The organism is Bradyrhizobium sp., from assembly GCF_016462955.1.
Classification (GTDB): Bacteria; Pseudomonadota; Alphaproteobacteria; order Rhizobiales; family Xanthobacteraceae; genus Bradyrhizobium.
Map to the genome: position 1 here is coordinate 1 of NZ_JAEMSD010000453.1, position 2,027 is coordinate 2,027.

At 61.6% G+C, this 2,027-nt stretch carries 2 protein-coding genes; both read left to right on the forward strand.

Translation table 11 applies throughout. The features are described from left to right. A partial coding sequence (locus JHD07_RS31405) for a carboxyl transferase domain-containing protein (RefSeq protein WP_291629211.1) occupies positions 1–1,005 on the forward strand: 1,005 nt, incomplete at its 5' end. A gap of 603 nt (positions 1,006–1,608) precedes the next feature. Beyond that, positions 1,609–1,956, forward strand: a complete 348-nt coding sequence (locus tag JHD07_RS31410; protein WP_291629213.1) for a hypothetical protein — start codon at positions 1,609–1,611, stop codon at positions 1,954–1,956. The last annotated feature ends 71 nt before the right edge of the window (positions 1,957–2,027 follow it).

Genomic DNA, 2,027 nt, shown 5'->3' on the forward strand with positions numbered 1-2,027 from the left:
ATGACCGACTTCATCTTCATGGTGAAGAACACCAGCTACATGTTCGTCACCGGCCCCGATGTCGTGAAGACCGTGACCAACGAGGTCGTCACCGCGGAGGAGCTCGGCGGCGCCTCGGTGCACGCGACGCGCTCCTCGATCGCCGACGGCGCCTTCGAGAACGATGTCGAGACGCTCTTGCAGATGCGGCGGCTGATCGACTTCCTGCCGTCCAACAACACCGACGGCGTGCCGGAATGGCCGAGCTTCGATGACATCGAGCGGGTCGACATGTCGCTCGACACGCTGATCCCCGACAATCCGAACAAGCCCTACGACATGAAGGAATTGATCCTGAAGGTCGTGGACGAGGGCGACTTCTTCGAGATCGCTGAAAGCTTCGCCAAGAACATCGTGACGGGCTTCGGCCGCATTGCGGGCCGCACCGTCGGCTTCGTTGCCAACCAGCCGATGGTGCTCGCGGGCGTGCTTGACTCCGACGCATCACGCAAGGCGGCGCGCTTCGTTCGTTTTTGCGATGCCTTCAACATCCCGATCGTCACCTTCGTCGACGTGCCGGGCTTCCTGCCCGGTACCGCGCAGGAATATGGCGGCCTGATCAAGCACGGCGCAAAACTGCTGTTCGCCTACTCGCAGTGCACCGTGCCGCTGGTCACCATCATCACCCGCAAGGCCTATGGCGGCGCCTTCGACGTCATGGCCTCCAAGGAGATCGGCGCCGACATGAACTACGCCTGGCCGACCGCCCAGATCGCGGTGATGGGCGCGAAGGGCGCGGTCGAGATCATCTTCCGTAGTGACATCGGCGACCCCGACAAGATCGCCGCCCGCACCAAGGAATACGAGGACCGCTTCCTGTCGCCCTTCATTGCCGCCGAGCGCGGCTACATCGACGACGTCATCATGCCGCATTCGACGCGGAAGCGGATCGCAAGGGCGCTGGCGATGCTGAAGGACAAGAAGACGGAAATGCCGGCGAAGAAGCACGACAATTTGCCGTTGTGAGGGATGAAGGCGTCGGTGGCAATCTGGCGTCGACGATCGAGCTTGTGGCGGAGCGCCAAAGGATGGTGCGCCCTGAAATTGGGTGCGTGGTCCGCAGTGCTGGCGATGAGCATATCGTGCTTCGCACAAGACACCGAGTTGACCGTTACCGTCCGAACGCCAGAAGAGACCGTTATCGAAGGTTACGCCGACGCCGACAAGACTTGTGCGCCGGTGGAGCTTCCCCGGCTCGTGCTCATGAAGTCACCAGAGCATGGGTTTGTCTGTTACCGTATCGAGGATTTCGAGGTGGCGGGCGACTCTGGAACGGATCGAGCTTGTGTCGGGCGCTGGGTTCGCGGCATAAGCGTTTTCTACTTGGCTCGACCTGGTTACGGCGGGCCCGATAGTCTCCGATACGAAGCGATCACCGATCATAGGCGGGACCGCGTGGATGTTCGAGTGAGCGTGTTGCCAAGCTCTGCAAACCATGCTCACGCACCGGCTGTGCCTTGGAATTCTTCGGGCGAGCCAGCTATGTCGATTGGCCCTATCCCTGCTTGCGTTGTGCCGGTGTCCTAGACACCTGACGCCATTGTCCCGATTTGCTCGCTCACAGATCTCATGACCGAAGACGACCCAACCGACGAAATCGCCGACATCGAAGATCGCATCGAGCGGCTAGCCGAGATTGCCGAGCGGTGCCGCAAGTACATCCTGGCGTCCAAGATCGCGATTGGCGGCGGCGCCTTGCTGTTGTTGGTGACGATCCTCGGTCTGTTTGGATTCGGCCAGACCGCAGCGCTCGGATCAATCGCCCTGGTGCTCGGCGGGATCGTCTCGCTCGGCTCGAACGTCTCGACGCTGCGGCAGACGGACGAGGCGATCAGTGCTGCGGAGGCGCGACGTGCGGCGTTGATCGGGCGCATCGACCTTCGCGTGGTCACCGATGTGCCGCTGAAACTGGTGTGATGCGTAGGGTGGATTAGCGAAGCGTAATCCACCAACGTATGCGTCCCAGATGGGGACGTGGCGGCTTACGC